We start from the raw sequence: 22,356 nt of genomic DNA on the forward strand, positions 1-22,356 counted from the left end.
AAAGACCCGCTGCGGCGGCAGCGGGTCCTTTCGGATGGCGGAGCTTTCCTAGACGGCGGCGGGTTCGCGCTCCGCCGCAGCCGGTGTCGGGGCCGGCGACGGCGCCTCATCCGCCGGCCATGCTTCATCCCGGGGCGGCTTAATGCGGTCAATAATCATCACAACCAGCAGGGAAGCCGCACCCCAGATGCCCAGGGTCAGCAGATGCGAGCCCACAGTGTCCCCGCCGAAGTAAAGAATCGAGCGGATGGACTCCACTGCGGCAGGCATCGGCAGGACCTCGTGCAGGAAGCGGAAGATTTCCGGCTCCATATACACGGACATGGCAGCACCGGAAGCCGGAACGCCCAGGAACATCAGGATGCCGATCACCGGAAGGATGGCGAGCATCCCGATCAGTCGTTCAAAGACCGTGGTGAACATGGCCACACAGAAGATCGCGATGGCCCCGACACCCCACAGCTGGAAGAAGTGCCCGTCCACGGCGCCCACGAAAACGTCGACTATCACCCAGAGGAAGGCCGAGAAGCCCACGGCCCAGGCCGCCACGATTGGCACCAGTTTCCGGAGCGGCCGGCTCGCCGGCTGCGCGGTGGCGCCCACCACGATGATCATGAAACCGGCCATCATCCAGCCCATGGCCAGATACATGGTGGCCATGCCCATGGAGTCCCTGCCCGGCAGCGGTGCAATATCCTCCGTCGCCAGTTCCATCTGCTGGCCTGCGGCCACCTGGGCAAAGACCTGGCTGACGACCTGCTGTGCGCTGACGCCCGCAGCCTGGTTGGTGAAGAGGGTCGCGGAGGGAGTCTCCGCCGGGGGCAGCACGTAGGCCGCGGCCACCTCACGGTCCTGCACCTGCTCCCGTGCCTCATCAGCGGAATCCAGTGCGCGCAGGTCAAAGAGCCCGGACATGTTTTTCTCCAGGCCGGCCACCGCCTGTTCGGCCTGCGCGGTATTTGCGCCCACCACGGCAACCGGCATGTCCCGGGGTGCCGGCTGGTACATGGCACCGAGCATCATGGTCAGCATCATGGAGACCATCACCAGCGGGAAGAAGGCAAGGGTTACGTAGCGCCAAATGCGGCTCTTCGGCCGCGGTCCGCCGTGCAGCGAGGCTACGTTGACCTGCAGCGGCTTGGCATCCGGCGTGCGGCGGCGCTTCAGGGCGTCCAGGCCCAGGGTCAGCAGCAGGGAGGCGGCAATACCAATGACCAGGACCATCAGGTACCGGCCGGCGCCGTCGCCGTCGAAATACAGCACCGAGCGCAGTGATTCACCGGTGGCAGCGGCCGGGAGGAAGCTGTGCAGGAAGGGGTACAGTCCGGGCATGGTGTGCACGGACATGCTCATGTTGGAGGCGGGGACCCCCAGCACCATCAGGAACAGCATGCCGGCCAGGACTGCCATGGGCCCCAGGATACGGGTGAGGAACAGCTGGACACTGCCCACGGCGAACACCGAGAGCCAGCAGATACCCAGCACGGCGGCGGTGTGGCCTTCCACGACGCCCATGACCGGCCCGACGACGGTCCACACCAACGCTGCGATCAGCGCCGACCAGCCGGCCAGCAGCGGAACAAAGCGGCGGAAACGCAGCAGTTCGGGCGAGTTGGACAACACCAGGCTTAGCGGCATGTAGCCGGCCAGCATCAGTGCGGTCGTCATGAACATGGCACCCAGACCGGCCATGTCGTGGTCCGGCAGCGGGGCGAGGTCCTCGGTTGCCAGAGCCAGGCCCTGTTCGAGCACCTGCGGTGCCAGGAGTGCCGTGACGGCACCGGACTGGGATGCCCCGGCGGCCCCGGCGGTGTACACGGTGGCCGTTCCGTCGGCCAGCGCCACGGCGCCGGACACCTCTCGGTCCAGCACGAGCGCCCTGGCTTCATCGGCGGAGCCCACCACCCGGACGTCAACGGCGTCGGGATCCGCGGACTCCAGCGCGTTGGCGAAGGCACCGGCCTGCTGGGTCGAGCCGGCCACGGCCACTGGCATGTTGTTCGGTTCGGGAGAATGCATGGCGGCCAGGTAGCCGCCCACCAGCATGGACACCATCAGCAGCGGCATCATGAACATGGCGACATAGCGCCCGATTTTCTCGGCCTTGGCCCGCTTCGCGGCGCCTCTGGCCTCGGCCTCCGCAGCTTCAGGCTCCAACGCCGGCACGGTGTCCGGCGGTGAGTCAGCGGAGGTCGGGTGGGGATTGGTCAAGAACGTGCTCCTGTAATGAATGGCGGGGGTGGTGCGAAGTGCGCGGCGCCGAAAGCGGCGGTGCGGGCCGGTGGGCCGAATGGCCAAATTTACGCCACGTGGCGTAAAATCAGAAATCCGTTCACAAGGCCACCGGAAGTGGGAAGACCAGCATGGGACAGCACGGTGACAAGGCACGCACGGCACTGCTGGACGCCGCCGAGGAACTCTTCGCCCGCTACGGCATCGATGCGGTGTCCAACCGGCGGATAGCCGAGCACGCCGGCACCGCCAACCATTCCGCCGTCGCTTATCATTTCGGCAGCCGGGACGAGTTGCTGCGGACCCTTTCGACGCGCCATCTGCAGGAAACCAACCGCCGGCGAACCGAATTGCTCCGTTCCCTGCCGGCGAATGCCGCCCTCCCGGACCTGCTGGCGGCCATGGTCCTTCCGTGGGTGGAGCACCTGGCATCGCTGCCCGTGCCGAGCTGGCGCGCACGCTTCGTATCCCAGATCAGGAGCTTCCCTTCGGTGCACTCGGTGGCCACCGGCGCCGCGGCGGCCAGCCCCGCCATGGAGGAACTCGTCCGCCGTACCCACGCCGCCGCGGGCAACGTCACTCCCTCGGTGCTGTACGGCCGTTCGTCCATCCTCGGCGGCATGGTCCTCAGTGTCTGCGCGGATTATGAAGCGCGCGTGCAGGAAGGCGTCGAGGAGCCCAACTGGACCGGCGTCGGCTATTTCCTCGTGGATGCCTGCGCCGGGATGCTGGCCGCCCCGGTCACTCATCCCGGAGACTTCCTGGCACAGCCGTCGTCGGTATACCTGCTCTGACGAGACGAGAGGGCGGCTTTGTGCATGGCGCTGAGTGCCGTCACGGCACGGTGGGTACCCTCTGCCGCTTTAGGCCGGGGCAGCCGCCCGCAGTGCCCGGTACCCGAACATCCGGTCATAGATGGCCGCGAAAATCATGGCCAGGGCCACGGCGATCAGCATGATGATGAGCATGCCGATGATCCCGCTCTGCACCCCGGCGTCGGCATCCGCGTTGAAGTAAAGCACCGCCCGGTTGGCCATGGTCATCTGGTAGAGGGGTTCACCCCGGGCAATAAAGGTGAAGAATCCGGGCAGCGCCTCCAGCGGCACCACCCCGCTGGCGGCCGGGAGACCCATGAACACCACGTAGATCAGGGAAAGGATCATTCCGGCGCTGCCAAAGAGCGTGATCAGGGCCATGGTTACCGCCGAGACCGTGACAATGGACAGCCATGTGGTGAGGAAGAACCAGCCGCCGTGCGGTATCTGCATGCCGACGGCGGAGGCCACCCACATCATCAGGCCGGCGGTGGGCAGCCCGCCCAGGACCACCAGGCCCCACTTGAGCAGGTAGGTCTTCCAGCGCGCGGGCTGCAGTGGCGGGCCCAGCGAGAAGCGGGGGCCGAGTTCCACCGGTGCCACCCCCAGCCGGGCATCCACCAGGAAGTGGATGGCGACGGTGCCGCTGAGTCCCACCACCATCAGCAGCACGGAATAGAAGAACGCACCCATTCCCAGTGCCGCACCCTCCGGCGGCGGGTTGTAAACATCCCGGGTGACGGCAATCGGGTCCGCCAGCAAATCAGAGGAGGCACCGGCAACTTTGGGAGCCACCTGCTCCTGAAGCTGGGCGGGCAGCTCCGCTCCCAGCCGTGCCAGCTGCGCTTGGAGTTCGGCTTGTGCCTGCCCTTGGGCTTCCCGTGCCGAGGTGGTCAACTGCTCCCCCAGGGCTTTGTTGGCCTGCTCGACGGCGGGATCCAGCGCGGACGTCGCAAGGCTGCTGGCCAGCGGGCCCGCGAGGGGGTTCGTATAGACGGTGATTTCCGGCCGGGTGACCTCCGAGTCGCTGAGTGACCCGCTGACCAGGGCCGTGGCATCCGCGGAGAAGGATTCCGGGATCCTCACCGTCCCGTGAATCTGCCCCTTGCCCATTTGCTCCTGCGCCTCTTCCCAGGACAGGACGCGCAGCTCAATCTCATCATCGCCACTGAACCCCTTCACCATTTCGTCGGTGATGTTCTGTCCAAGGTTCTCGCTGCCGGCGGGTGTCTGCGCCCCGCTGTCCTGGTTCACCACGGCGACAGGGAAGTGCTTGAGGTGGTTTCCCGGGCTGCCCAGGCCGCCGATATACAGGGCGGTCCCCGCCCCGCCGAGCAGCAGGAGGACCAGGAGCGGCAACAGCCACATGCGCGGCGAAAGGTACACACCGGCCCGCGACGGCGCCGCTCCCCGGCGGCTTTGCGGCGAGTGGCCTCCGGGTTGCGCTGAATCCGGTTGCGCTGAATGTGCGGGCATGCGGATACCTCCGACGAAGCCGACCTGAACTGTGGACGCACCTTATCGCCCTTACCGTTCGAGGCTAGCTCTCCGCCCCGGTTCGCGGATACGCTCCGAGGCCGCCCGGCCCGGCGGGGGGCCGAATTCCTGCCGCGCGGCTCCGGAGCGGTCAGCCCTAGTACTTGGCGATGAAGCGGCCGACTACGCCGCCGGCCCGCAGCTTATCGATCGCGTCGGGGATGTCCTTCTGCTCGATGATATTCATCGGCGGATTCAGCTTCCCGGACTTCATCAGCTCATACAGTGCTTCGAGGTCCTCCTTGGTGCCGGACTTGGAGCCCTTGATGGTGAGCTGGTTGATGATGAGCGGATAGGTGCTGATGTTCGCTTCCAGGCGGCCCATTCCCACCTGTACCAGGGTGCCGTACTCGGCCAGTGTCTCCACGGCGGCCGCCGTCGTACTGCCGAAGCCCGCATAATCCACGATCAGGTCCAGGTTCTTGTCCTTGAACTCGGTAATCGACTCGGCAACACCGGCCAGACCGATCTCATCGGCCAGTTCGCGGGTTTGGGCGTTGATTTCCGCACCGTAGACCTCGGCACCGGAAAGCACCGCAACCCGGGCGCCAATGTATCCCAGGCCGCCCAGGCCAATCACGCCCACCTTCATGCCAGCCTTCGCTCCGCCCACGGCCATGATGGCGTGGTAGGCGGTAAGGCCGGCGTCGGTGGCCATGGCCGCCAGATCAAAGGGGACTTCATCCGGAAGTTTGACCAGGTTGTCGTCCGTGGCCAGCAGCTTCGGCCCGAAGCCGCCGTCCCATTTGCCGTAGCCCAGGGCATCTCCGTCACTCATGACCGGCGCCAGCCCCACCCGGTCCCCGACCTTCCAGTGCTCCATGCCGTCGCCGACTTCCACAATGACGCCGGCATTCTCATGGCCCATGGTCCGGGGCAGCTGGAAGAACAGCGGCATCCAGCCCGGATCATCCAGTGCGGTCACATCCGAGTGGCAGACCCCTGCCGCTTTGACCTCCACCACCACCTGCCCGGGCCCGGCGTGCGGCTCAGGAACCTCATTGAGTTCCAGCGGTTTGTTGGTCCCGGTAAACTGCCATGCCTTCATGGAAATACTCCCTCCATGGTGCGCTTTTGCTTACCTATCCAGCCTATCCCCGACGCCGGCCGAGGTGCCTGCCGCCCCGGCTTGACCTTGACGCCGCGTCAACTTCTAGGCTGGAAGCACGGCGAAAGGGAAAGCACATGGACCTGTCCATCAAAGAGGTGGCGAAACTGGCCGGGACAACGTCCCGCACGCTCCGCCATTACGACAGCATCGGCCTGCTGCCGCCCACACGGGTAGGCAGCAACGGATACCGGCGGTATGGCCGGGATGCCCTGGTGCGGTTGCAGCGGATCCTGCTGCTGCGCGATCTGGGCCTGGGGCTGCCGCAGATCGCGAAAATCCTGGCCGGTGAACAGGATGACGCAGTGGCCCTGGCCGGGCATCTGGTCCATCTGAAGGCTGAACGGAACCGACTGCAGACCCAAATCAACGCTGTCCGCTCCACGCTGGCAGCACTGGAAGAAGGAGAGGACATCGTGGCCGAGAAGATGTTTGAAGGTTTTGACCATACGCAGTACCGGGAAGAAGTGGAGGAACGCTGGGGGCAGGAGGACTACGCGGCGTCGGATGGCTGGTGGCAATCCCTGGACCAGGCGCAGAAACGCGGCTTCACCGCGGAGCACGAAGCGCTCCGGGACGCGTGGGACGCGGCGCAGCGGCAGGGTCTGGCCCCGGACAGTGCCGAGGTGCAGGAGGTCGCCAGGCGGCATGCCCGGTGGATTGCTGCCGGCACCGGAAAGCCGCAGCTCGATCCGAAGATGCTGGCCGGCCTGGCGGACATGTACGCCGCCGACGAGCGGTTCGCAGCGCATTACACCCGCGAGTTCCCGGACGGGGCCAGGTTCGTGCGTGACGCACTGGTCCTGCATGCGCAGACGCTGGCCGGCTAGCCTGGGGCTGCCGGCCCGCCTGGGTCTGCCGGCCCGCCTGGGTCTGCCGGCCCGCCTGGGTCTGCCGGCCCGCCTGGGTCTGCCGGCCCGCCTGGGTCTGCCGGCCAGCCTACGCCGCCAAGCGGCGGAGCAAGGCGTCCAGCACCTGGACCTGCCCCTTCACCAGCTTGGTCCGGGCCTCGGGCTCGCCGTACCAGCCGGCAGCATCAATCTCGGGGTATTCGTGGATGCGGCCCGAGCCCTTGGGCCACTCCAAGGCAAAGGTGTTGCCGGCGATCCGTTCCGGATCAAAATCCGCTTCCGCAGCGAACACGGTGATGGTTTTCTTCGCGGATTGCCGGAAGCTGGCCAACAGTTCGTAGTCTGCAGGCGGCGCCGGGGTGCCCATTTCCTCGGCGAATTCACGCAGTGCGGCCGCCAGTGGCTCCTCTTCCTCCGGCAGGTATTCACCCTTGGGGAGGGACCAGGCGTGAATATCCTTCCGGGCCCAGAACGGTCCGCCCATGTGACCTATCCAGACCTGCAGCCCGTCCTGCGGCCGCCGGTACAGCAGGATGCCGGCGCTGGTGATCACGCGTACTCGAAACCGAAGGCGAGAATCGGCGGCACGGTGCTGCGCAGGCGCTCCAGCACATAGCGTTCATGGGGTACGACGGCGTCGGGCAGCCCATCGAGCGGAAACCACTGGAGCTTCGCCGCCTTCCCGGGTTCCATGATGCTCGGCTCACCGGTCCAGCGGGTGCAGGTGAAGAAGAAATCCACCCGCTCCCCGTCCGCGCTGCCGTCACCTGCCGTGCGGTGCATCGCGGTGAGGGGCACGACGTCGTCGGTGGCCACGGAGATGCCAAGCTCCTCCCGCGCTTCCCTTACGGCGGCGGCCGTCGCAGACTCCCCCGCTTCCACATGCCCGGCAGCGGCAGTTGCCCAGTAGCCGTCCATGTATCCGGTGCCTCGCCGGAGCTGGAGCAGGATGCGATCCTCCCGCGGCAGGATCAGATAGCTGGCGGGCACTATGTGGAACCGGTCGGTCACGGCGGATTCATCTCCTTTGAGGGGTGGGCGGCTTCAGCCTAGCGGTGTGCCGTTACACAAAACTACATATGACGCGCATCACACTATGCTGGCTGGACTGTCCGGATTACTGCCTGCAGGAAGGCCTGAAAATGTCTCAAAACGCCCGCGGCGCGCGTGCAAAGCGCCTACCCCCGCATTTGGTGGACCCCGAGCCGGGAGGCGTGGGAGACCCGGCCGCCGCGTCCCTGACGGGGACAAAGCCGGAGCCGGTTCCGCTGCCGCCCGGGGTCAGCCCGAAGCTGTACAACGAGGATCTGGCGCCCACCACCAGGCAGGGACGAACCTGGCACGCCTACAGCATCTTCACGCTCTGGGCCAACGATGTGCACTCCCTGGGCAACTACGCCTTCGCCATCGGACTCTTCGCATTGGGCCTGGGCGCCTGGCAGATCCTGCTGGCCTTTGCGCTGGGGGCCGTGCTGCTCTTCCTGCTGCTGAACCTCTCGGGATTCATGGGAGAGCGCACGGGCGCGCCTTTTCCCGTGATCAGCCGGATAGCCTTCGGCGTGAAGGGAGCGCAGATTCCCGCAGTCATTCGCGGCGCCGTGGCCATTGCGTGGTTCGGTATCCAGACCTATCTGGCGTCCGTGGTGCTGCGCGTACTGATTCTCGCCCTGGCTCCGAACCTGGCGCCGCTGAACACCAATTCCTTCCTGGGACTCTCGACGCTGGGCTGGATCTCCTTTGTGGCCCTGTGGGCGGTGCAGGTGATCATTGTCAGTTTCGGGATGGAAATGATCCGCAAGTATGAAGCCTTCGCCGGGCCCATCATCCTGGTCACCATGCTGGCCCTGGCCATTTGGATGTTCGTGGAAGCGGGCGGATCCATCGCCTGGTCCACCAGCGAGTCCCTGACCGGCGGGGAAATGTGGGTCCGGATTTTCCAGTCGGCTGCCCTGTGGGTGGTTATTTACGGAACCTTTGTCCTGAATTTCTGCGACTTCACCCGCGGCGCCCCCTCCGAACGCTCGGTGGTGCGCGGCAACTTCTTCGGCATCCCGATCAACATGCTCTTCTTTGCCGTCATCGTGATTGTCCTGGCCGGTGCCCAGTACCGCATCGACGGGACCATCATCGAATCCCCCACCGACATTGTGAATACCATCCCCAACACCTTCCTGCTGGTGCTGGCGGCCCTCGCACTGATCATCCTGACCATCGCGGTGAACCTGATGGCCAACTTCGTGGCCCCCATCTACACTCTGGCCAACCTCTTCCCCCGCCGGCTGAACTTCCGCCGGGCCGCCCTGGTCTCGGCGGTCATCGGGCTCATCATCCTGCCGTGGAACCTGTACAACTCCCCCGTGGTCATTGTGTACTTCCTCGGCGGACTCGGCGCCCTGCTGGGGCCGCTGTTTGGCGTCATTATGGCCGACTACTGGCTGGTGCGTAAGGGCAGGGTGAACATGCCCGATCTCTACTCGGAGTCCCCTGACGGCGACTACGCCTACACCCGCGGAGTGAACCGCAAGGCCATCATCGCCGGCACACCGGCCGCCGTCGTCGCGCTGGTCCTGGCACTGGTTCCCGCCTTCAGCCTGGTGGCCGGATTCTCCTGGTTTGTCGGATCCATCCTGGCGGCGGTCATTTACCTGCTGATCACCAAACACCACAGTCCTTTCCGGGCCGTGGACGGCGAAGCCATCGCCGTGGCACCCAGGCACTAAAACGAAGCCGGCACTGACGGCACGTGAAAGGACCCAAAGAATGCGCATTCTTGTACTCAACGTGAACACCACGGAGAGCATGACCGAGTCCATCGGCATCCAGGCCGCCGAGGCAGCCTCACCCGGCACCGAAATCGTTCCGCTGACCCCGCTCTTCGGGGCGGAGTCCGTGGAAGGAAACTATGAAAGCTACCTGGCTGCGATAGCGGTGATGGAAACGGTCAGGGCCTACCCGGAACCCTTCGACGCCGTGATCCAGGCGGGCTACGGCGAGCACGGCAGGGAGGGGCTGCAGGAACTCCTGGATGTCCCGGTGGTGGACATCACCGAAGCCGCAGCCGCCACGGCCATGTACCTGGGCCACAAATATTCGGTGGTCACCACCCTGGACCGCACCGTTCCGCTGATTGAGGACCGCCTGAAACTGGCCGGACTGCTGGACAGGTGTGCTTCGGTACGCGCCAGCGGTATGTCGGTGCTGGGCCTGGAGGAGGATCCCGAGGCCGCCGTGCGTGCCATCACGGAGCAGGCCGCACTGGCGGTGCAGGAAGACCGGGCAGAAGTGATCTGCCTCGGTTGCGGCGGTATGGCCGGACTGAAGGACAGCGTCGCCGAACGCACCGGCGCACCGGTGGTTGACGGCGTCGCCGCGGCAGTCACGGTTGCCGAGTCGCTGGTCCGGATGGGACTGAGCACTTCGAAGGTCCGCACCTACTCACCGGGCAGGCCGAAGGTTTTCCGTAACTGGCCCTTTTCCGCCGAGTCGCTGCAGCACTGACGTTTGCCGGACCCGAGAACACAGCAGCACCCCGGCCCAAAGACCGGGGTGCTGCTGTCTATTCCGCTGGTGCCCGAAGTGGGACTCGAACCCACACACCTTTCGATACTGCATTTTGAGTGCAGCGCGTCTGCCAATTCCGCCATTCGGGCGTGCCCTCTGTCACGAACAACGGGTAGTTGCCGTGTTGGGCGCAAAACAACTCTACATGCGGATAGGCTGAATACGTGAACTGCCGGTGCGCCGGCAGGAGAGACCGTATCTGAGGAGCCACCTGTGTCTGAGTCCACCGAGCCCGCACCGTCGACCACCGAGGCATCCGCCGAGGCAGCCAATGCCGCATCCTCCAATGCCCCGGCCCGCCGCGTCCTCGTCGCTGAGGATGAAACCCTGATCCGCCTCGACATCGTCGAAATCCTCACCGGCGAGGGATACGACGTCGTGGGCGAGGCTGACAACGGCGAAAAGGCAGTGAAGCTGGCTCAGGAACTGAAGCCGGACCTGGTGCTGATGGATGTCAAGATGCCGCTGATGGACGGTATCACCGCCGCGGAGCAGATCGTCAAAGCCCGTATTGCTCCCGTGGTGCTGCTGACCGCCTTCAGCCAGAAGGAACTGGTGGAGCGTGCCCGCGAGGCCGGCGCCATGGCCTACGTGGTCAAGCCCTTCACCCCCGCAGACCTGATCCCCGCCATCGAGATTGCCCTCTCCCGCCACGAGGAGATCAAGGCGCTCGAAGAAGAGGTCACGGACCTCAAGGAACAGTTCGCCACCCGCAAGCTGGTGGAGCGCGCCAAATCGCTGCTGACCACCAAGATGGGACTGACCGAGCCCGAGGCCTTCCGCTGGATCCAGAAGACCTCCATGGACCGGCGCCTGAGCATGCGCGAGGTCGCCGAGACCATCATCAACCAGGTCAACTGATTTACAGCTGGGACTGCAACGGAAAGGCCCCGTCCAACCGGACGGGGCCTTTCCGTTTGTACTGCTCTGTTTGAACTGCGTGCCTGTCTGTGCGGCAGGCCGTGGGGCTAAATGGCCTTGGCCTTGCCCTTCTTGCTGTCCTTGACCGGCCACGGGCCGACCTTTTCCTTGATCCGCTCCTGGCCTTCGTAGCGCTGGCCGGCGTCGGCAATGTCGCCTACGCGGTGCACCTTGAGGCTGTTCGTGGAACCGGCCTGTCCGGGAGGGGAACCGGCGGCGATGACCACCAGGTCATTGTCTTCCACCAGGCCCTCTTCAAGCAGCGTCCGGTCCACCTGGAGGGTCATCTGGTCCGTGTGCTCGGCGAACTCAACGAGCATGGGTGCCACGCCCCAGAAAAGGGTCATGTAGCGGTAGGTTTCCTCCACGGGGGTGAAGGCGAACACCGGCTTGGACGGGCGCAGTCGGGACAGGCGGCGGGCCGAGTCACCGGACTGGGTGAAGGTACAGATGTACTTGGCATCCAGCTGGTCCGAAATTTCGACGGCGGCACGGGTGATGGCGCCGCCGCGGGTACGCGGCTTGGAACCCAGCGGCGGAACGCGGTTCAGGCCGTGCTCCTCGGTGGACTCGATGATCCGGGCCATGGTCTCCACCGTTTCGATGGCGTACTTGCCCACGGACGTTTCGCCGGAGAGCATCACGGCATCGGCGCCGTCGAGTACGGCGTTGGCGCAGTCGGAGGCTTCAGCGCGGGTCGGGCGGGGGTTGTCGATCATGGATTCGAGCACCTGGGTGGCCACGATCACGGGCTTGGCCCAGCGGCGTGCCAGTTCAATGGCATTCTTCTGAACCAGGGGAACCTCTTCGAGCGGCAGCTCAACGCCGAGGTCACCGCGGGCAACCATGATGGAATCGAACGCGTCGATGATCTCCTCGAGGTTTGCCACGGCCTGCGGCTTCTCGATCTTGGCGATCACCGGTACGCGGCGGCCTTCCTCATCCATGATCTCGTGCACGCGGGCAATGTCGCCGGCGTCGCGCACGAAGGAGAGGGCAACCATGTCGACGCCGCGGTTCAGTGCCCAGCGGAGATCGTCCTCGTCCTTCTCGGAGAGTGCGGGAACGTTCACGGCAACACCGGGCAGGTTGATGCCCTTGTTGTTGGAGACATTGCCGGGCACAACCACCTGGGTCACGACGGTGGTGGAGGTGACATCCACGGCCCGCAGTTTGACCTTGCCGTCATCGATCAGCAGGAAGTCGCCGATCTTAACGTCGCCGGGCAGGCCCTTGTAGGTGGTGGAGCAGATTTCCCGGGTGCCGGGAATGTCCTCGGTGGTGATGGTGAACGTATCGCCCACATTCAGGAAGTGGGGTTCCTCGGTGAACCGGCCGAGCCGGATTTTGGGGCCCTGCAGGTCGGCGAAAATGCCTACGGGCATGCCGAGCTCGGCGGAAGCCTTGCGCACGTTCTCATACGTGGCGTTGTGTACGGAGTGGTCGCCGTGGCTCATATTCATACGGGCGACGTTCACGCCCGCGCGAAGAACCGCTACGGTATTTTCATAGCTGGCGATCGCTGGTCCAAAAGTGGCAACAATCTTTGCGCGTCTCATAATTCCCAGCCTAGTCTTCCTTGCGGATTTCCGCATGGGAACGGACCCGCGGGCGCGGCCGGACCACCGGCTTGCTGCCGCCGATACAGGTCAAAGGCCGTACCGCCAGTGCAGAAGCCTGCACAAATTCCCACAGACAGGCGCAAATGCTGTCTTCCGCGCCCGACGACGGCGGCACGGACGGCGGACCGTGGGAATCTGTGCAGTACCCCTTCCGACCCTACCCGGGGGTTTCTTCTCCTCTATGTGCTGCCTCTGCCGCCTTGGCGTCTGTCCGCCCGGCAACTGAGTTGCGGTACATCACATAGCTCAGCGCACTGATTACTGCCAGCCCCATAAGGAAGCCGGCCGCCGTCCAGTTGCCGCCGAAGCCAAGCACCAGGGCAACCATCACACTGGCGGACGCCGGAAGGTACAGCAGCCGCAGGTCGGCCTGCCGGCGGGTGAGCGGTTTCTTCATGGCCCCGGCGCGGGCGGCCGCTTCAGGCGTTCCACCGGCGGTCGCTGCCGCCGGCGCTGGCGCAGCCGCTGACGCAGGCGATTCATACTGCGCCGAAGCGGTGTCACCGGTCATAAAGTGCGTCGGCGGGTACAGGGTCGGGCTGGCCTGGGCCGGCGGGTACTGGGCGGCAGGATACGGAGCGGGGCTGGCCTGGGCCGGGTACTGGGAAGGCGGGAACTGCGCCGGGCTGTAATACCCGGACGGTGAAGCAGCAGCGCCGCCCGTGCCTTTACCCTCCCCGCTGACCACAAACATGCTCCCGGTCATCTTTTGGAGCACCGGCCGAAGCACTCCGAGGAAGAACACAATTCCGACGCTGAACACCCACGAGGGCCTGTCGGAGTCAATGGCCATCAGCACAGCGGCCCACACCAAGACGGCGAGAGCGCCAATAAACAGGAGTACACCGCGCAATCCCCGGGGGTTGAACTCCACCCGTGCCTGGGGGCCGGCTTTTTTTGCCTTGCGGCGTGCGGTGAGGAAAACAATCAGTGTCACCAAACCAACCGTCAAAGCGACCCCGAAAACGGTCCCGATAACCCCTGCCACCATCCTGCTCTCCCCCAAATGTGCGTGTCCCAAAAATGTGCGCGCCGGATACCGGATCCGCTACGGACGCCACACTCTACCCGAAACAGTCAGCCAACCTTGCGGCGGTAGATGGCAGTCGCCCCGGCGTAGGCCGCAGCGAGGATCCCCGCCAGCCAGGCCAGCGCTATCCAGACATCCGTGCCGACGGGTTGCTGGGCGAACAGTGCCCGCATGGTGTCCACAATGGACGTGGCGGGCTGGTTCTCCGCAAACCACGCGACGGGTCCGGGCATCGTACTGGTGGGGACAAACGCCGAGCTGATGAAGGGCAGGAAGATCAACGGATAACTGAACGCGCTGGCGCCGTCCACGGTTTTTGCCGCCAGGCCGGCGATCACTGCCAGCCAGGTGAGCGCCAGCGTGAACAGGACCAGGATCCCGACGACAGCGAGCCAGGCCGCCGGCGATGCCCCGGTGCGGAACCCGATGACCAGGGCCACGCCGATGACCAGGGCAACCGCGGCAAGGTTTGCGCTGACCGAGGTGAGCACATGCGCCCAGAGCACTCCCGAGCGGGCAATGGGCATGGACTGGAAGCGTTCGACCATGCCCTCCTGCTTGTCGAGGAACAACCGGTAGGCCGTATAGGCCACACCTGAGGCAATCGTGATCAGCAGGATGCCGGGGAGCATGTAGTTGATATAGGCCTCCCCCGATCCGGTGCTGATGGCGCCGCCGAAGACGTAGACAAACATCAGCATCAGGGCAACCGGGGTGACGGCCGTGGTGATGACGGTGTCGGGACTGCGGAGCACGTGGCGCAGGGAGCGGCCCGTCAGTGCGGTGGTATCTCGAAGTGCGGTCATCGGCTTTCCCTTTCTTCCGCGGCCGGTGTCTTTTCTGCGGCAGGGGTCCGGCCGGTCCCGCCGACCAGGGCGAGGAAGACGTCCTCAAGGGACGCCTGTTTGGTGACGTACTCAGCCTTCGCCGGCGGCAGGAGCTGCTGCAGTTCAGCCAGGGTGCCGTTCCGGATGATGACGCCCTCGTGCAGGATCCCGATGCGGTCGGCGAGCTGCTCCGCCTCGTCCAGGTACTGCGTGGTCAGCAGAACGGTGGTTCCGGTAGCGGCCAGTTCCCGTACGGTGTGCCACACCTCGTTGCGCGCCTGGGGGTCCAGGCCGGCGGTCGGCTCGTCCAGGAAAACAACCTTCGGTTCCCCGATCAGGCTCATCGCAATATCGAGCCGGCGCCGCATTCCGCCCGAATAGGTGCCGGCCCTGCGGGTTCCCGAATCAGCGAGTGCAAACCGGGCGAGCATCTCGTCCGCAACAGCCCCCGGATTTTTCCGGTGGCGGAGCTTGGCGATCAGGACCAGGTTCTCCCGGCCGGTCAGCACGTCATCAACGGCCGTGAACTGTCCGGTCAGGCTGATGGAGCGGCGCACATCGGCGGGGTGGGTTCCGACGTCGAAGCCCGAGACCGCAGCGGACCCGGCGTCGGCGGCCAACAACGTCGACAGAATCCGCACGAGCGTTGTTTTTCCCGCACCGTTGGAGCCCAGGAGTGCGAAGATGCTGCCTGCACTCACATCAAAGTCGACCCCGCGCAGCACCTGCAGATTCCGAAACGATTTCTCAATCCCCTCCACCCGGATGGCGGGAGCGGGAGCGAGGGTGTGGTTGGTACGCATAGCCGGCCTCCAATCCCGGTGGTTATGCCTCTCCCGCGGACCGCTCGATGGTCTCAATCAGGCGCCTGCGCTCCTTGTCGATCCACTGGCCGTCCGCATAGTTCGCGATGAAGTCCTCTGCGAACTCCACCGGATCCTCACCGACGACGCTGCGGACAGGTGTGCCGTCTACGGCGGCACGCTCAAACAGGTCAGCGAGGTCTTCGAGCATTTGGACATAGACGTCGCCTTTGGCAATCGGCCCCGCGTACATAAAGTAGCGTTCGAGGCCGTCCATGGCGGTCCGGTATCCCGCAGGGAGCTGGGCCTTGCGCTGCTTGAAGCGGCGCCAGCGCCTTTTGTCCTCAAATGAGCCCGTCACCAGCTCAATCCATTTCGCGGCCATCATTGCCTCCCGTGTCGTGCGGCTGTTGGACGTCTCGCTGCAGATGTTCGATCCGTGCCGTCAGGAAGCTCCAGCTTCCCCAGAATTCACGAAGGTAATCCGCTCCTTGCGCGTTCAGGGTGTAGACCTTGCGTGCCGGCCCCTTGTCCGAGGGCACCTTCTCGACATCCACGAGGCCGCGTTTTTCGATCCGGAGCAAAAGGGCGTACACGGTGCCTTCGGCGATATCGCTGAAGCCCTGGTCCCGGAGCCGTGCCGTGATGTCGTAGCCGTAGGCCGGACTGGCGGCGATAAGGGCCAGGACAATGCCTTCGAGGGTGCCCTTGAGCATCTCCGTCATCTGTTTGCCCATGGACCGCCCCTGCCGCTTCCGCCTACTCAGTGTTACTGACTACCACTAGACAGTAACACTGGGTAGCAGCGGCGCAAAGGGTGCGGCAGAAGATTCCAGGGCAGGAAAATCCGGGGCGTGGAAAAGGCCCGAAGGCCCAGCCGCCGGGGCTGGGTCTTCGGGCCTGTTCTGTCGAGCCCGTGTGTTCTGTTGTGCGTCTGGAGCGGCCGGTCTGTGTTTCGGGTCCGGCCTACAGTTTCGGGACGGGAAGCGCGCCTACAACGGTGTGATGGCCCGATCCGTGGGGGCCACCGGTGCCGGCAGCCTGGTGGAGCCCATCAGCCACTGGTCCACGGCGGCGGCCGCGGCACGGCCCTCGGCAATCGCCCACACAATCAGGGACTGTCCGCGTCCGGCGTCGCCGGCTGCGAACACGCCGGGGGTGCCGGTCATGTAGTAACCGTCCCGGACCACGTTGCCGCGGTCATCAAATTCTGCGGACACCTGATCGGCGAGCCCGGCCGGTTCCGGGCCGGTGAAGCCCAGCGACAGGAAAACCAGGTCGGCGGGGATGATCCGCTCGGTGCCGGCCTTCGGCAGGCGCTTTCCGTCGACGAACTCGGTTTCGGCCACCTTGACGCCGGTCAGCTTCCCGTTCTCCCCCACAAACTCGACCGTGGAGGCAAGGTAGGTCCGCTCGCCGCCCTCTTCATGGGCGCTGGCCACCTCGAACAGCGTCGGGTACATCGGCCACGGCTGGTGTACGGCACGCTCGGCGGGCGGCTGCTGGCCGATCGCCAGGGTGGTGACGGACGCGGCCTGCTGCCGGTGGGCGGTGCCCAGGCAGTCGGCACCCGTGTCGCCGCCGCCCAGGATCACCACGTGCTTGCCCTCGGCATTGATCTGGTTCTTCACCTTGTCCCCGGCCACGGCCTTGTTGGACTGGACCAGGTAGTCCATGGCGAAGTGTACGCCGGTCAGGTCACGGCCGGGGATGGGCAGGTCGCGGGGCACGGTGGCGCCGGTGGCAATCACCACGGCGTCGTAGCGGCGGCGCAGCTGTTCCCAGCTGATGTCCTTGCCTACTTCCACGCCGGTGCGGAACCGGGTGCCCTCGGTGCGCATCTGCTCCAGGCGGCGGTCCACCTGGATTTTTTCCATCTTGAAGTCCGGGATGCCGTAGCGCAGCAGCCCGCCAATGCGGTCATCGCGTTCGTAGACGGCCACGGTGTGTCCGGCGCGGGTGAGCTGCTGGGCGGCGGCCAGTCCGGCGGGCCCGGAGCCGACGACGGCGATGGTGCGGTCCGTGAGCCGCTCGGGCGGGTGCGGGGTGACCCAGCCTTCACCCCAGGCTTCATCAATGATGGAAACCTCCACCTGCTTGATGGTGACCGGGGGCTGGTTGATGCCGAGCACGCAGGACGCCTCGCAGGGTGCCGGGCAGAGCCGTCCGGTGAATTCCGGGAAGTTGTTCGTGGCGTGCAGCCGTTCAATGGCTTCGGCGCCCTTGTCCCGCCAGGTCAGGTCATTCCATTCCGGAATGAGGTTGCCCAGCGGGCAGCCCTGATGGCAGAACGGAATGCCGCAGTCCATGCAGCGGCCGGCCTGTGCCTTCAGCACGCCCTTTTCCTGCGCTTCGTAGACCTCTTTGTAGTCCATGATGCGCACGCTCACGGGGCGCCGCGGCTGTGTTTCGCGTTCGCGTACCTTCAAGAATCCGCGTGGGTCAGCCACCGGTAACCTCCAAAATCTGAGTCCATGCTTCAGCCCCGTCGGGATCCAGTCCCGCTTCAACGGCCGAGGCGCGGGCGCCGAGCACTGCTGCGTAGTCCCGCGGCAGCACCTTGGTAATCCGGGACACGGTGTCCTCGAAGTTCTCCAGCAGTTTGCGTGCCAGATCGGATTCGGTTTCCTCGACATGCCGGACCAGCAGGCCGCGGACAATGTCGATGTCCTCCGCATCCGGAGCCTCCAGGCGCAGTTCCCCGCGCTCCAGGCTTTCCTTGTTGACCTTCGCCTGGACCAGGTCGATGACAAACGCGGTGCCGCCGGACATGCCGGCGCCGAAGTTGCGTCCGGTGGGACCCAGGATGAGGGTCTGTCCGCCGGTCATGTATTCGCAGCCGTGGTCGCCGATACCTTCCACCACCGCGGTGGCTCCGGAGTTGCGGACCAGGAAGCGTTCGCCGACCTGGCCGCTGAGGAACATCTCGCCGCTGGTCGCACCGTAGCCGATCACGTTGCCGGCAATGACATTGCGCTCCGCGGGGAACACGTTTCCGCGGTCCGGGCGGACAATGATCCGTCCGCCGGAGAGGCCCTTGCCCACGTAGTCATTCGAATCACCGAACAGGCGCAGGGTGATGCCAGCCGGGAGGAAGGCCCCGAGGGACTGGCCGGCCTGGCCGGTGAGGGTGATGTCGATGGTGTCCGGGGCCAGGACATCGGTCCCGAACGTTTTGGTGACGGTGTGTCCGAGCATGGTGCCCACCGAGCGGTCGGTGTTCACCACGTCAAGGGAAATCCGCACCGGGGCACGGTTCTGCAGCGCATCCGCGCTCATTTCAATCAGCTTGTTGTCGAAGTGAAGATCCAGTTCGTGGTTCTGCGTCACCATGTTCCGCAGCGGAGCACCGGGGTCCACCTCTGCACCGCGCAGGATCGGTTCCAGATCCAGGCCGTCGGCCTTCCAATGGTCAATCGCGGCCCGGGTGTCCAGCAGTTCGGTGTGCCCGATCGCTTCTTCCAGGGTGCGGAACCCGAGTTCGGCCAGGATTTCGCGGATTTCCTCGGCGATGAATTCGAAGAAGTTCACCACGAACTCCGGCTTGCCGGTGAAGCGGCTGCGCAGTTCGGGGTTCTGCGTGGCCACGCCCACCGGGCAGGTGTCCAGGTGGCAGACCCGCATCATGATGCAGCCCGAGACCACCAGCGGCGCGGTGGCGAAGCCGAATTCCTCTCCGCCCAGCAGGGCGGCAATCACCACGTCGCGCCCGGTCTTCAACTGCCCGTCCACCTGGACCACTACGCGGTCCCGAAGCCCGTTGAGCATCAGGGTCTGCTGGGTTTCGGCCAGGCCGAGCTCCCAGGGAGCACCGGCGTGCTTGAGCGAGTTCAGCGGCGAAGCGCCGGTGCCGCCGTCGTGTCCCGAGACCAGCACGACGTCGGCCTTGGCCTTGGTCACGCCGGCCGCCACGGTGCCGATTCCGGCCTCGGACACGAGTTTGACGTGCACCCGGGCGGACGGGTTGGAGCGCTTCAGGTCATAGATCAGCTGCGCCAGGTCTTCAATGGAGTAAATGTCATGGTGCGGCGGCGGGGATATGAGCCCCACACCCGGGGTGGAGTGGCGGGTACGGGCTACCCAGGGGTAAACCTTCTGCGCCATCAGCTGCCCGCCCTCGCCGGGCTTGGCACCCTGCGCCATCTTGATCTGCAGGTCCTCGGCATTGGTCAGGTACAGGCTGGTGACACCGAACCGTCCGGAGGCAATCTGCTTGATGGCCGAGCGGCGTTCGGGATCCAGCAGCCGCTCCACGTCTTCCCCGCCCTCGCCGGTGTTGGACTTCGCGCCCAACCGGTTCATGGCAATGGCCAGCGTCTCGTGGGCCTCCTTGGAGATGGAGCCATAGCTCATGGCACCGGTGGAGAAGCGCTTAACGATGCTGGAAACCGGCTCCACCTCGTCCAGCGGCACGGGGGGCCGCTCCCCCGTGCGGAAGTCCAGCAGACCGCGCAGGGTCATCAAATTCCTGGACTGGTCGTTGACGCCGTTGGTGTACGCCTTGAACACGTCGTACCGGCGCTCACGCGTGGCGTGCTGCAGCCGGAAGACCGTTTCGGGGTTGAACAGGTGCGGCGGGCCTTCGCGCCGCCACTGGTATTCACCCCCGTTGTCCAGCGCACGGTGCGGTTCCTCCACGCCGTCGCCGGGGTACGCCTCGGCGTGCCGGGCACCCGCCTCAGCGGCAATGACGTCCAGGCCGACGCCGCCCAGCTGGGTCTGCGTGCCGTGGAAGAACTCGTCCACCAGTTCCTGGCCGAGGCCGATGGCCTCGAAGGTCTGGGCCCCGCAGTAGGAGGCCACGGTGGAGATGCCCATCTTGGACATGATCTTCAGGACGCCCTTGCCCAGGCCCTTGATCAGATTTGTCACGGCCTCTTCACGGGTGACACCGGTGATGTCGCCGTTGCGAACCAGTTCCTCGCAGCTTTCCATCGCCAGATACGGGTTCACTGCGGAGGCGCCGTAGCCGATGAGCACTGCCACGTGATGCACCTCGCGCACGTCTCCGGCCTCCACCAGGAGGGAGATCCTGGTGCGGTTGGCGCTCTTGAGCAGGTGGTGGTGCACGGCGGAGAGCAACAGCAGGGACGGGATCGGCGCCCACTGGGCGTTGGAATCCCGGTCCGAGAGGACGATGTACTGCACGCCGCGGTTCACGGCACCGGAGACCTTTTCGCAGATTTCGCTGATCCGGGCACGAAGTTCCGCTTCGCCGCCCTGGGGGCGGTAGAGGCCGCGGACCTTCAGGGCGATCCGTTCGCCGTCCTCGTCGGTGAGGTTGGCGATCTTCGCCAGCTCGTCATTATTGATCACCGGGAACTTCAGTGCCACCTGGCTGGTTTTCACCTGCTTCAGGGACAGCAGGTTGCCGTTGGGTCCGATGGAGGCCTGCATGGAGGTGACCAGTTCCTCGCGGATGGCGTCCAGCGGCGGGTTGGTTACCTGGGCGAAGGACTGCACAAAGTAGTCAAAGAGCAGCCGCGGCCGTTTGGAGAGCACGGCGATAGGGGTGTCCGAGCCCATGGCTCCGAGCGGTTCGGCACCGGTGCGGGCCATCGGGCCCAGCAGGATGCGCAATTCCTCCTGCGTGTAGCCGAAGGTGCGCTGGCGGCGGTTGATGGAGGCCTTGGTGTGCAGCACGTGCTCGCGCTCGGGCAGTTCCTCCAGGCGGACCTGGTTTTCCTTCACCCATTCCGCCCAGGGGTTGGCGGCAGCTATCTCGGACTTGATTTCCTCGTCCTCGATCAGCCGGCCCTCGGCGGTGTCCACCAGGAACATTTTCCCGGGCGAGACACGGCCCTTGCGGACCACGGTAGCCGGGTCGATATCCACGACGCCGACTTCGGAGGCCAGGACCACCAGACCGTCATCGGTGACCCAGTAGCGGGCCGGGCGCAGACCGTTGCGGTCCAGCACCGCACCCACCTGGGTGCCGTCGGTGAAGGACACGGCGGCGGGACCGTCCCACGGCTCCATCAGCATGGAGTGGTACTGGTAGAACGCCCGGCGGGCCGGGTCCATGGTGGCATGGTTTTCCCACGCCTCCGGGATCATCATCATGATCGCGTGGGTGATGGGCCGCCCGGAGAGCATCAGCAGCTCGGCAACCTCATCAAAGGACGCCGAATCGGAGGCCCCGGGGGTGCAGATGGGGAAGAGTTCCTCCGGCGTCTGTCCCAGCAGCGGGTTCTTCATCTGCGACTGCCGGGCACGCATCCAGTTGCGGTTGCCCTTGACCGTATTGATTTCACCGTTGTGGGCAATGGTCCGGAACGGCTGGGCCAGCGGCCAGGACGGGAAGGTGTTGGTGGAAAAGCGGGAGTGGACAATGCCCAGCCGGGTCTTGAACCGGGGATCGGACAGGTCCGGGAAGAATGGTTCCAGCTGCGCCGTGGTGACCATACCCTTGTAGACCATGGTTTTGGAGGACAGGGAGGGGAAGTAGACGCCGAACTTGTTCTGCGACCGCTTCCGGACGCGGAAGGCCCGCGCATCCAGGTCATCGGTGCCGAGGCCTTCCTCGGGGGCCAGGAACACCTGGACGAAGTAGGGCATGCAGGCCCGGGACATGGCACCGACCAGATCGGCGACCACGGGAACCTCGCGCCAGCCCAGTACCCGCAGGCCTTCAGAGGCGGCGATGGCCTCCACTCCGGCGCGGGCGGTGTGCTGTTCGCGGTCTTCGGTAGGCAGGAACGCGGTGCCTACGGCGTAGCCGCCGGGGGCGGGGAGTTCGAAGTCCACCACGGCACGCAGGAATTCATCCGGCACCTGGGTGAGGAGGCCGGCGCCGTCGCCGGTTCCTTCATCGGCCCCCACGGCACCGCGGTGCTCGAGGTTGCGCAGGGCGGTCAGGGCGGCGTCGACAATCCCGTGCGTGGGCTCGCCCCGCAGGGTGGCGATAACCGCCAGGCCGCAGGCGTCTTTCTCATTTTCGGCCCGGTACAGACCTGAGTCCTCCGGGAGCGCGGCAAAGCGGGTGAAAGGCGACACTACGGTGTCGGAAAAAGCAGACAGGGAATCAGTCATAAGAAGTGAGTCCTTCCC

General features: G+C 65.4%; 18 protein-coding genes and 1 tRNA gene. 5 read left to right on the top strand and 14 right to left on the bottom strand.

The features are described 5' to 3' along the window. Positions 1 to 48 precede the first annotated feature (48 nt). Positions 49 to 2,211, bottom strand: a complete 2,163-nt coding sequence (locus AC5RTS_RS01825) for an ABC transporter permease (RefSeq protein ID WP_493990356.1) — start codon at positions 2,209 to 2,211, stop codon at positions 49 to 51. Positions 2,212 to 2,363: 152 nt separating this feature from the next. Between AC5RTS_RS01825 and AC5RTS_RS01830 the strand changes: the two genes are divergently transcribed. Then, on the top strand, positions 2,364 to 3,026 hold the full coding sequence (locus AC5RTS_RS01830; RefSeq protein WP_493990357.1) for a TetR/AcrR family transcriptional regulator: 663 nt from the start codon (positions 2,364 to 2,366) through the stop codon (positions 3,024 to 3,026). A gap of 69 nt (positions 3,027 to 3,095) precedes the next feature. On the opposite strand, the gene AC5RTS_RS01835 is transcribed toward AC5RTS_RS01830, so the two are convergent. Together AC5RTS_RS01835 and AC5RTS_RS01840 are read right to left on the bottom strand one after the other, a co-directional pair. Then, positions 3,096 to 4,523, bottom strand: coding sequence for a YhgE/Pip domain-containing protein (locus tag AC5RTS_RS01835; protein WP_493990358.1), 1,428 nt, complete (start codon positions 4,521 to 4,523; stop codon positions 3,096 to 3,098). Between the two features lie 157 nt (positions 4,524 to 4,680). Then, entirely contained in the window at positions 4,681 to 5,631 is a 951-nt protein-coding gene (locus AC5RTS_RS01840; protein WP_493990359.1) for a zinc-binding dehydrogenase, read from the bottom strand. Between the two features lie 137 nt (positions 5,632 to 5,768). Between AC5RTS_RS01840 and AC5RTS_RS01845 the strand changes: the two genes are divergently transcribed. Then, the gene (locus AC5RTS_RS01845) at positions 5,769 to 6,521 is read left to right on the top strand and encodes a MerR family transcriptional regulator (RefSeq protein WP_493990360.1); all 753 of its coding nucleotides are present in this window, start codon (positions 5,769 to 5,771) and stop codon (positions 6,519 to 6,521) included. Positions 6,522 to 6,630: 109 nt separating this feature from the next. Here the strand turns inward: AC5RTS_RS01845 and AC5RTS_RS01850 are convergent, their stop codons facing one another. Together AC5RTS_RS01850 and AC5RTS_RS01855 are read right to left on the bottom strand one after the other, a co-directional pair. Continuing rightward, complete coding sequence (locus tag AC5RTS_RS01850; protein WP_493990361.1) at positions 6,631 to 7,095, bottom strand: NUDIX hydrolase; 465 nt, start codon at positions 7,093 to 7,095, stop codon at positions 6,631 to 6,633. Then, a complete protein-coding gene (locus tag AC5RTS_RS01855; protein WP_493990362.1) occupies positions 7,092 to 7,553 on the bottom strand; it encodes an NUDIX hydrolase in 462 nt (153 codons plus the stop codon). The genes AC5RTS_RS01850 and AC5RTS_RS01855 overlap by 4 nt, the downstream gene beginning before the upstream one ends. Before the next feature lie 131 nt (positions 7,554 to 7,684). Between AC5RTS_RS01855 and AC5RTS_RS01860 the strand changes: the two genes are divergently transcribed. Then, positions 7,685 to 9,262, top strand: coding sequence for an NCS1 family nucleobase:cation symporter-1 (locus AC5RTS_RS01860; RefSeq protein ID WP_493990363.1), 1,578 nt, complete (start codon positions 7,685 to 7,687; stop codon positions 9,260 to 9,262). Positions 9,263 to 9,302: 40 nt separating this feature from the next. After that, positions 9,303 to 10,040: an aspartate/glutamate racemase family protein gene (locus AC5RTS_RS01865; protein ID WP_493990364.1), complete on the top strand. Its 738-nt coding sequence runs from the start codon at positions 9,303 to 9,305 to the stop codon at positions 10,038 to 10,040. Between the two features lie 67 nt (positions 10,041 to 10,107). Here AC5RTS_RS01865 and AC5RTS_RS01870 read toward each other — a convergent pair. Continuing rightward, positions 10,108 to 10,192: transfer RNA gene (locus AC5RTS_RS01870), tRNA-Leu, on the bottom strand. 124 nt (positions 10,193 to 10,316) lie between these two features. Between AC5RTS_RS01870 and AC5RTS_RS01875 the strand changes: the two genes are divergently transcribed. After that, positions 10,317 to 10,964 (top strand): ANTAR domain-containing response regulator, encoded by a 648-nt coding sequence (locus tag AC5RTS_RS01875; RefSeq protein ID WP_493990365.1) that lies wholly within the window; start codon positions 10,317 to 10,319, stop codon positions 10,962 to 10,964. A gap of 107 nt (positions 10,965 to 11,071) precedes the next feature. Here the strand turns inward: AC5RTS_RS01875 and pyk are convergent, their stop codons facing one another. The 8 genes from pyk to gltB form a co-directional block, all read right to left on the bottom strand. Beyond that, positions 11,072 to 12,583, bottom strand: a complete 1,512-nt coding sequence (gene pyk, locus AC5RTS_RS01880; protein ID WP_493990366.1) for a pyruvate kinase — start codon at positions 12,581 to 12,583, stop codon at positions 11,072 to 11,074. Between the two features lie 220 nt (positions 12,584 to 12,803). Then, complete coding sequence (locus tag AC5RTS_RS01885) at positions 12,804 to 13,583, bottom strand: hypothetical protein (protein WP_493990367.1); 780 nt, start codon at positions 13,581 to 13,583, stop codon at positions 12,804 to 12,806. Positions 13,584 to 13,723: 140 nt separating this feature from the next. Beyond that, positions 13,724 to 14,482 carry an ABC transporter permease gene (locus AC5RTS_RS01890; RefSeq protein WP_493990368.1) on the bottom strand — a complete coding sequence of 253 codons (759 nt, stop codon included), beginning with the start codon at positions 14,480 to 14,482 and terminating at the stop codon, positions 13,724 to 13,726. After that, positions 14,479 to 15,306 (bottom strand): ABC transporter ATP-binding protein, encoded by an 828-nt coding sequence (locus tag AC5RTS_RS01895; RefSeq protein WP_493990369.1) that lies wholly within the window; start codon positions 15,304 to 15,306, stop codon positions 14,479 to 14,481. The genes AC5RTS_RS01890 and AC5RTS_RS01895 overlap by 4 nt, the downstream gene beginning before the upstream one ends. Positions 15,307 to 15,328: 22 nt before the next feature. Next, positions 15,329 to 15,691, bottom strand: a complete 363-nt coding sequence (locus tag AC5RTS_RS01900; RefSeq protein WP_493990370.1) for a DUF1048 domain-containing protein — start codon at positions 15,689 to 15,691, stop codon at positions 15,329 to 15,331. Continuing rightward, positions 15,672 to 16,043: a PadR family transcriptional regulator gene (locus AC5RTS_RS01905; RefSeq protein ID WP_493990371.1), complete on the bottom strand. Its 372-nt coding sequence runs from the start codon at positions 16,041 to 16,043 to the stop codon at positions 15,672 to 15,674. The genes AC5RTS_RS01900 and AC5RTS_RS01905 overlap by 20 nt, the downstream gene beginning before the upstream one ends. 255 nt (positions 16,044 to 16,298) lie before the next feature. Continuing rightward, positions 16,299 to 17,756, bottom strand: a complete 1,458-nt coding sequence (locus AC5RTS_RS01910; RefSeq protein WP_493990372.1) for a glutamate synthase subunit beta — start codon at positions 17,754 to 17,756, stop codon at positions 16,299 to 16,301. Next, entirely contained in the window at positions 17,749 to 22,338 is a 4,590-nt protein-coding gene (gene gltB / locus AC5RTS_RS01915; protein WP_493990373.1) for a glutamate synthase large subunit, read from the bottom strand. Before gltB ends, AC5RTS_RS01910 begins: the two co-directional genes overlap by 8 nt. Positions 22,339 to 22,356 lie beyond the last annotated feature (18 nt).

Source organism: Arthrobacter sp. MDT1-49-2, assembly GCF_059090185.1.